This window comes from Streptomyces sp. NPDC001941 (assembly GCF_040296945.1).
GTDB lineage: Bacteria > Actinomycetota > Actinomycetes > Streptomycetales > Streptomycetaceae > Streptomyces.
In genome coordinates, this window is sequence record NZ_JBEOYE010000052.1 from 60,429 (window position 1) to 68,412 (window position 7,984).

At 74.8% G+C, this 7,984-nt stretch carries 4 protein-coding genes; all 4 read left to right on the top strand.

Features of this window, described 5'->3' with window-relative positions:
• Positions 1-65 precede the first annotated feature (65 nt).
• Genes ABT160_RS29545 through ABT160_RS29560 form a run of 4 tightly spaced genes read left to right on the top strand, consistent with a single transcriptional unit; the run spans position 66 to position 7,933 of the window.
• A complete protein-coding gene (locus ABT160_RS29545; protein WP_351650938.1) occupies positions 66-1,175 on the top strand; it encodes a branched-chain amino acid aminotransferase in 1,110 nt (369 codons plus the stop codon).
• On the top strand, positions 1,172-2,500 hold the full coding sequence (locus ABT160_RS29550) for a Zn-dependent hydrolase (protein WP_351650939.1): 1,329 nt from the start codon (positions 1,172-1,174) through the stop codon (positions 2,498-2,500). Before ABT160_RS29545 ends, ABT160_RS29550 begins: the two co-directional genes overlap by 4 nt.
• Positions 2,497-6,543, top strand: a complete 4,047-nt coding sequence (locus tag ABT160_RS29555) for a non-ribosomal peptide synthetase (RefSeq protein WP_351650940.1) — start codon at positions 2,497-2,499, stop codon at positions 6,541-6,543. The genes ABT160_RS29550 and ABT160_RS29555 overlap by 4 nt, the downstream gene beginning before the upstream one ends.
• A complete protein-coding gene (locus ABT160_RS29560; RefSeq protein WP_351650941.1) occupies positions 6,527-7,933 on the top strand; it encodes a class I SAM-dependent methyltransferase in 1,407 nt (468 codons plus the stop codon). The genes ABT160_RS29555 and ABT160_RS29560 overlap by 17 nt, the downstream gene beginning before the upstream one ends.
• Positions 7,934-7,984 lie beyond the last annotated feature (51 nt).

Consider the following 7,984-nt stretch of genomic DNA (forward strand, 5'->3'; position numbering starts at 1 on the left):
GGCCCGCGCACCCCGCGGGCCACCGAGCCCGCCACCCACCCCACCGAGCACGTGAGGACCACCAGATGACCGTCAGCAGTGCCGCACCCGCATCCGCCCACGACGCCGGAGCGACCACGCCGGGGGAGTCCGGCATCGGGAAGGCGGAGATAGGCGACTTCACCCCGCACATGGTGACGCTGCGGTGGACCGAGGAGGACGGCTGGACCACGCCCCGGCTCGGGCCGCACGAGAACCTGTCCCTGTCCCCGGCGACCGCCGTCCTCAACTACGGCCAGTCGATCATCGAGGGCCTCAAGGCGCACCGTCAGCCCGACGGCTCCTTCAGCGTCTTCCGGCCCCGCGACCACGCCCGCCGCTTCCAGGGCTCCGCGCGGCGCCTGTCGATGCCCGAACTGCCCGTCGCGCTCTTCGTCGACGCCCTGGACCGGCTCGTCGAGGCCAACACCGACGTCGTGCCCGACCGGCCCGGCTACAGCCTCTACCTGCGGCCCTACATGTTCGCCTCCGAGGCCAACGTGGTGCCGCGCCCGGCCCGCGAGTACACCGTCGTGGTCATCTCCTTCCTCATCGGAAGCTACTTCGGCGACAGCCCCGACGGCGTGTCCGCCTGGGTCTGCCGCGACTACGCCCGCGCCTTCCCCGGCGGCACCGGAAGCGCCAAGACGCCCGGCAACTACGCGCCCACCATGCCCGCCCAGCTCGCCGCCGGACAGGCGGGCTGCCAGCAGGTGGTGTGGCTGGACGCGGTGGAACGCCGCTGGGTCGAGGAGATGGGCAGCGCCAACCTCTTCTTCGTACGCGGCAGCGGTGAGGACCTCACCGTCGTCACCCCGCCGCTGAACGGCACTTTCCTGCCCGGCATCACCCGCGACTCGGTCATCGCCGTCGCCAGGGAGCTCGGCTACCGCGTCAGCGAGGAGCCCGTCGCCGTCGAGGACTGGCGCGCGGACTGCGAGTCGGGCCTGGTCACCGAGACGTTCGGGTGCGGCACGGCCGCCGTCGTCGCCGCCGTCGGCCGCGTCCGCGACGGCGATCACGAGTGGCAGGTTGGCGACGGCACGACCGGTCCCGTCACGAGCGCCGTCAAGGAACGACTCCTCGCCCACCACCACGGGCGCACCCCCGACGTCCACGGCTGGCGGCACCCCGTCCGGACGGGAGTACGGCGATGACCACGACCACCACCTCCACCTCCCTCGGTCCGGCACGCGTCGACGCCGAGCGGCTCCTGGACAACCTGGAGCGGCTGCGCGCCATCGGGGCGACCCGCGAGGGCGGCGTCACGCGCCGCGCCTTCAGCCAGGAGGACGTCAAGGGACAGGAGTTCGTGGCCGGACTGATGCGCGAGGCCGGGCTCACCGTCCACGTGGACGCCGCCGCCAACCTCGTCGGCACGCGCCCGGGGCGCGACCCGGACGGACCCGCCCTGGTGCTCGGCTCCCACCTGGACACCGTCCCCGGCGGCGGCGCCTACGACGGGGCGTACGGCGTCCTCGCGGCCGTCGAGGTCGCCCACACGCTGCACGAGCGCGGTACCCCGCTGGACCGCCCGCTCACCGTGATGGCGTTCAGCAACGAGGAGGGCACCACCGGCACCCCCGCCATGTTCGGCTCCCGGGCCGTCGCGGGCTGCCTGACCCCCGGTGAACTCCAGCTGCCGGTCGACGGACAGGACCGCCCGCTGGCCCAGGTCCTCGACGCCGCCGGAGGCGACAGCCGGCGCGTCGACGACGTCCGCAGGCCCCCCGGCTCCGTCGCCGCCTACCTCGAACTCCACATCGAGCAGGGGCCGGTGCTCATCGGCTCCGGCACCGAGATCGGCATCGTCGAGGGCATCTCCGGACGCCTCACCGCCGAGGTCACCGTCCGGGGCCAGGCCAACCACGCCGGCACCACCCCCATGACCGACCGCCACGACGCCCTGCTCGCCGCCGCCCGGATCACCGTCGGCGTCCCCGGCCTCACCGGACCCGACGGGGCCGTCCGGGTCGCCACCGTCGGCGACTGCCGGGTCTCGCCCGGCGCCTGGAACGTCGTACCCGGCGTGGCCACGCTCATCGTCGACCTGCGCGACATGTCCGAGGACAACCTGGAGGCCGGACTCGACCGGCTGCGCGCGCTCGGCGAGGAGGCGGCCCGCGCCACCGGCACCTCCGTCGACGTCGCCGAGGTCCAGCGGGTCAGCCCCACCCCCTGCGACACCGGCCGCCGCGCCACGGTCCGCCGCGCCACCGACGCGCTCGGCCTGTCCAGCGTCACCCTGCCCAGCGGCGCCGGACACGACGCCCAGTGGATGGCCCGCATCGCCCCCACCGCCATGATCTTCGTGCCCAGCGAGGAGGGCGCGAGCCACGTCCCGTACGAACGCACCGCGCCCGCCGACCTCGTCCGGGGCGCCGACGTCCTGCTCGGCTGCACCCTCCTGGAGGGAACGGCGGAGCGTGAAGGAACGACGGCCTTCGAGGGTCCGGCGACGCTGGAGGGAACGACGACATGACCACCGCGACCCGGCTGCCCGCCCTCCCGATCCAGCGGGGCATGTGGCTCGCCTCCCAACTCGACCCCATCGGCTCCGAGTTCACCGTCTCCACCGCCGTCCGCCTGACCGGTCCCGTGGACCCCGCCGCGCTCCACGCCGCGCTGCGCGACGTGACCGGCGAACACCCCCTGCTCCGTGCCCGGTTCGCGCGCTACGGCCACAACGGTCTCTCCCTGGTGGTCGATCCTGACCTCACCGTCCCGCTGGAGGAGACCGACCTCTCCGGCCGGTCCGCCGCGAGCGCCGTGGACACCGCCCGCGCCCGCGTCGCCGACGCCGCGCGCGTCCCCTTCGACCTGGAGAACGGCCCGCTGCTGCGCGCCATGCTGCTGCGCCTCGGCCCCGAGGACCACGTCGTCGCGCTGCACCTGCACCACGCGGTCTGCGACGGGGAGTCCGTGCAGATCCTGTACGACGCGTGGCACCGCGCCTACCTGCGCCGCACCGGAGCCGCCGGGGACGCGGGGGCCGGAGCGCCGCCCGTACGGCAGGAGGGCGCGGCCCCGGAGAGGCCCGCGCGCGACGACACCCCGGACTACTTCCGGCACGCCGCCCTGTCGGAGGCCGAGCACGCCGACGGCCTCGCCTACTGGAGCCGCCGCCTCGACGGCGCCCGGCCCCTGGCGCTGCCGCTGACCGGCGCCCCCGGACGCACCGACCGCGACGGCGCCGGACACCGCTTCGCCCTGCCCGCCGACCTGGTCCGGCGCGTCGACGCGTACGCCCGCGCCTCCCGCACCACGCGCTACGCGGTGCTGCTGACCGCCTACACCTGCCTGCTCGCGCGGCTGTGCCGCACCGAACAGGTCACCGTCGGCACGACCGCGTCCACCCGGCTCAGCGAGGAGTCGCGGCACGTCGTCGGCCCGCTGTTCAACACCCTCGCCCTGCACGCCCCGATCGGCCACGACGCCACCTTCCGGAACGCCACCGAGACGGTGACCGACACCGTGTTCGACGCCTTCGAGCATGTACGGGTGCCGTTCGAGGACGTCCTCGACACCGTGCGCACCGCCGCCTCCTCCGGGCTGCGCAACCCGCTGTTCAACGTGTTCTTCGAACTCGACCACGACACGGCCCCCGCCCTGCGCCTGCCCGGGTGCGCGACGACCGCGTTCCCCTTCCCCGACCACGCGCCCAAGACCGACCTGATGCTGGTCCTGCGGCCCGACGCGGACGGCCTGGCGGGCGAGTTCACCTACCGCACCGCCGTCTGCGACGAGACCGGGGTCCGGGCGCTGGCCGAGGGCTTCACCGCCCTGCTCGACAGCGCCCTCGCCGCGCCGGACACCCCCGTGGCGCGGCTGCCCGTGATGCCGCCGCACCGCACGGCCGAGGTGCTGGAGGGATTCGCCGACGGAGGCCCGGTCCCGTTCGACGACCGCTGTGTGCACCGGCTCTTCGAGGACCAGGTGCGCCGCACCCCCGGGGCCGTCGCCGTGCGCGAACTCGGCGACAGCGAGCGGACTTTGACGTACGAGGAGCTGAACGGCCGGGCCAACCGGCTGGCCCGCTACCTGGTCGACCAGGGCGTCGCCCCGCACGACCGGGTCGCGCTGCTGCTGCGCCGCTCGCCCGACCTCGTCGTGGCCTGCCTCGCCGTGTGGAAGGCCGGGGCCGCCTACGTACCGCTCGACCCGGCCTTCCCCGACCCCCGCCTGGCCTTCGTCGTAGAGGACACCGAAGCGCGCCTGGTCGTCACAGAGTCGGCCCTGGCCGGACGGGCGGCGGCACTCGGCGGCGACGTGGTCGTCCTCGACGAGGCGTGGCCCGCCGTCGCCGGACACGCCGGGAGCGACCTGGTCGGGGGACCGGACGCGGACGCGCTCGCGTACGTCATCCACACCTCCGGGTCCACCGGCAAGCCCAAGGGCGTGCTCGTGGAGCACCGAGGGCTCGCCAACTTCCTCGCCTGGTGCGTCCGGCGCTACGCCGCCGAGGGCGACGGCGGGGCCCCGCTGTTCTCCTCCATGGCCTTCGACATGGTGGTCCCCGACCTGTACACCCCCCTGCTCATCGGCCAGTCGGTGGCCCTGGCACCGGACGGACTCCCGCCGGACCGGCTCGGCGAGGTGCTGGCGGGCGGAGCCCCGTACAGCTTCGTCAAGCTGACCCCCGGACACCTGGAACTGCTCGCCGCCCAGCTCACCCCCGAGCAGGCGCGCGGCCTGGCCCGCCTGCTCGTCGTCGGCGCCGACGCCTTCCCGCCCGCGGTCCTCGCGGCCTGGCGCGCGCTCGCCCCCGACGTGCCGCTGCTCAACGAGTACGGGCCGACCGAGGCGACCGTCGCCAACAGCACGTACGAGATCCCGCCCCCGGCCGCCCCGGGAGCCCCGGAGGCCGACGCGCCGGCCACCCTGCCCATCGGGCGTCCCATCCCCAACACGACGCTGTACGTCCTGGACGAGGACCGCGCGCCGGTCCCGCCCGGAGTCGTCGGGGAGCTCCACATCGGCGGGACGTGCGTCGCCCGCGGCTACGCCAACCGGCCCGGCACCACGGCCGAGCGGTTCGGCGAGGACCCCTACGGCCCGCCCGGCGCACGGCTCTACCGCACCGGCGACCTCGGGCGCTGGCTGCCCGACGGACAGGCCGAGTTCCTCGGCAGGTCCGACCACCAGGTCAAGATCAACGGCTACCGGGTGGAACCCGGCGAGGTCGAGGCCGCCCTGGTCGCCACCGAAGGCGTCCACCAGGCCCTGGTGGTCACCGCGGCCACCCCCGCGGGCGCCCCGGCCCTGGTCGCGCACGTCGTGCCGGAGCCGGGCAGCACCCTCGACCCGGCCGCCCTGCGCACCGAGCTCGCCCGCACCCTGCCCGCGCACCTGGTGCCCGCCCGCGTCCTCGAACTCGCGCACGTCCCCCTCAACGCCAACGGCAAGGTCGACCGGGGGGCCCTGCCCGCACTCGAGTGGGGCGGCGCCGCCACCGACGCGCCGCGCGGCCCCCGCACCCCCGCCGAGGAGGCCGTCACCCAGGCCTGGGCGGAGGTGCTCGGCCTCGCCCCCGACGCGTTCGGCCCGGACGACAACTTCTTCGGGCTCGGCGGCAACTCCCTGCTCGTGCTCACCGTCGTCGCCCGGCTACGCGGCCTGCTCGGCGCCCAGCTGACCTTCGCCCGCTTCCTCCAGGACCCCACCGTCGCCGGGATCGCCGCCGCGCTCGGCGAGAGCGCCCAGCCGTCCGGCGGCCACAGCCTGTCCCTGCTCGCCCCCGACGGGGACGGCGTGCCCACGGTGTTCGTCCACCCCCTGGGCGGCACGGTCTTCTGCTACCGCCACCTCGTCGGGATCCTCCAGGGCGAGGGCCCCCTGTACGGGCTCACCCTGGGGGCCCTGCGCGGCGAGGACCCCGAGGGCGACGACCGCCTGGAGGACACCACCGCCCGCTACGCGGCCGAGATCCGCGAGGCCGTGCCCGGCCCGGTCAACGTGGTCGGCTGGTCGGCCGGAGGCGTCACCGCCTTCGAGACCGCCCGGCAGATCCGCGCGCTCGGCGGCGAGGTCGCCCACCTGGCGCTGCTCGACCCCAGCCCCCCGCAGGAGAACCCCCGCTGGCGCGGATACGTACGCCAACTGCGGCGCATCCGGACCCGGTTGGGCCTGGCGGGCGACGAGGAGAGGGAGGAGGAGTTCCAGGCGGTGCTGCGCAGCGACCTGTTCCAGGCCATGGGCATCGACCCCGCCACCTGCCGCGACTACTCCCTCTTCCCGCAGGACGTCCTGCACATCTGGCAGCGCCAGCTCGAAACGCTCGGCGGGTACGAAGTGGGCCACTACGAAGGCCCGATGACCGTGCTGACCTCGCAGGAGAAGGACGGCGACGACCAGATCCTCCTGGTGGCGCAGTGGCAGGAACACGCCGGCGGACCGGTCAAGCACATCCAGGTGGGCGGCGACCACCTCGGCATGATGCAGCTGCCCGCCGCGGCCTCCTCCGCGGCGGCGCTGCGGGAACTGATCACCCAGGGAGGGAAGACCCGCGATGACCACGCACGCTGACGCGCCCACGCACGCCACTACCGCCGCACACACGGACGCCCCCAACGCCGCAAACGCCCCCACCGCCGCACACGCGGACGCCGCCGCACGCACGGACGCCGCCGCACACACGGGCACCGACGCGACCACGGGCTCGACGCGCGCGGCGGAGACCGACGCGACCGCCAGCGCTCCGCACGCCGACGCCGAGCAGGTCATCGGCGAGTTCTACTCCGAGTTCCCCTACCCCTGGCACGCCACCCGCCTCACCGCACCCGACGACCCGGCCCTCCACCCCTCCCTCCTCTCCCAGGAGCTGGGCGACTTCACCCACCGGCGCATCCCGCCGGGCGCCCGGGTATGGGTGCCGGGCTGCGGCGTCAACCAGGCGCTCATCGTCGCCCTGCGGTTCCCCGACGCGGAGGTGGTCGGCAGCGACGTCTCCACCGACTCCCTCGACCTGTGCCGCACCGCGCGCGACCAGGTCGGCGCGTCCAACCTCACGCTGCGCGAGGAGGGCATCAGCGACGCCCCGTACCGGCAGGAGTTCGACTACGTCGTCTGTACCGGGGTGATCCACCACCACCCCGAACCCGGCATGCTCCTGGCCCGCCTCGCCGCCGCCCTCAAGCCGTCCGGCGTGCTGGAGCTCATGGTCTACAACGCGTACCACCGGCGCGAGATCACCGCGTTCCAGGAGGCGATGCGCCTGCTGGGCCGCGAACAGGACCTCTGGTTCGCCCGCCGGGTGGCCGGCTCCCTCACCCGCGACAGCGAACTCACCCGCCAGCTGCGCGCCGACCTCGGCGAGCCGGAGGAGCAGTTCGCCGACAGCTGGCTCAACCCGTGCGAGCGCAACTTCACCGTCCGTACGCTGCACGAGACGGCGCGCGCGGCCGGGCTCGCCCTGGAGGCGCCCTGCGCCAGCCCGCTCGCGACCGGCCTCGACCTGTACGACTGGCGGGTGCCCTGCGCCGACGCCCAACTCAGGCGCCAGGCAGACGGATTGGACGACACGACGCGCTGGCAGGTCACCCAGGCGCTCAGTGTCGACCGCAGCCCGCTGCTCTGGTTCTACCTGCGCCGCGACGACAACCCGCTGCCCGCGCTGCGCGAGGTGGACCGCGACGAGGCGTTCCTGGACACCGCGTTCGTCCCCGTGGAGGCGCGGGAGCGGGTGTGGGTGATGGGCCGCACCGGCGGCTACCGCGCCCTGGAGGAGCCGCAGCCCCTGGTCACGGGTCCGGCCTCGGCCCTCCCGTGGCTCCCGGGGGCGTCGGACGGTGAGCGCACGGTGCGCGAGCTGCTCGCCGACCGGGGCGAGGTGCCCTCCGGCGACGAGCTGCGCGACCTGCGCATCCGCCTCACCACGCCGTCCTTCCCGTACCTGCGGGCGGTGACGGGTCCATAGGAGCCCTGGGTGGATCGTGCAGTGGGCCCCGCACCGGCCGGTGCGGGGCCC

What these genes read in the sequence shown, in the direction of transcription:
- ABT160_RS29545 (WP_351650938.1), top strand. Translation starts at nt 66, where the DNA reads ATGACCGTCAGCAGTGCCGCACCCGCATCCGCCCACGACGCCGGAGCG.
- ABT160_RS29550 (WP_351650939.1), top strand. Translation starts at nt 1,172, where the DNA reads ATGACCACGACCACCACCTCCACCTCCCTCGGTCCGGCACGCGTCGAC.
- ABT160_RS29560 (WP_351650941.1), top strand. Translation starts at nt 6,527, where the DNA reads ATGACCACGCACGCTGACGCGCCCACGCACGCCACTACCGCCGCACAC.
- ABT160_RS29555 (WP_351650940.1), top strand. Translation starts at nt 2,497, where the DNA reads ATGACCACCGCGACCCGGCTGCCCGCCCTCCCGATCCAGCGGGGCATG.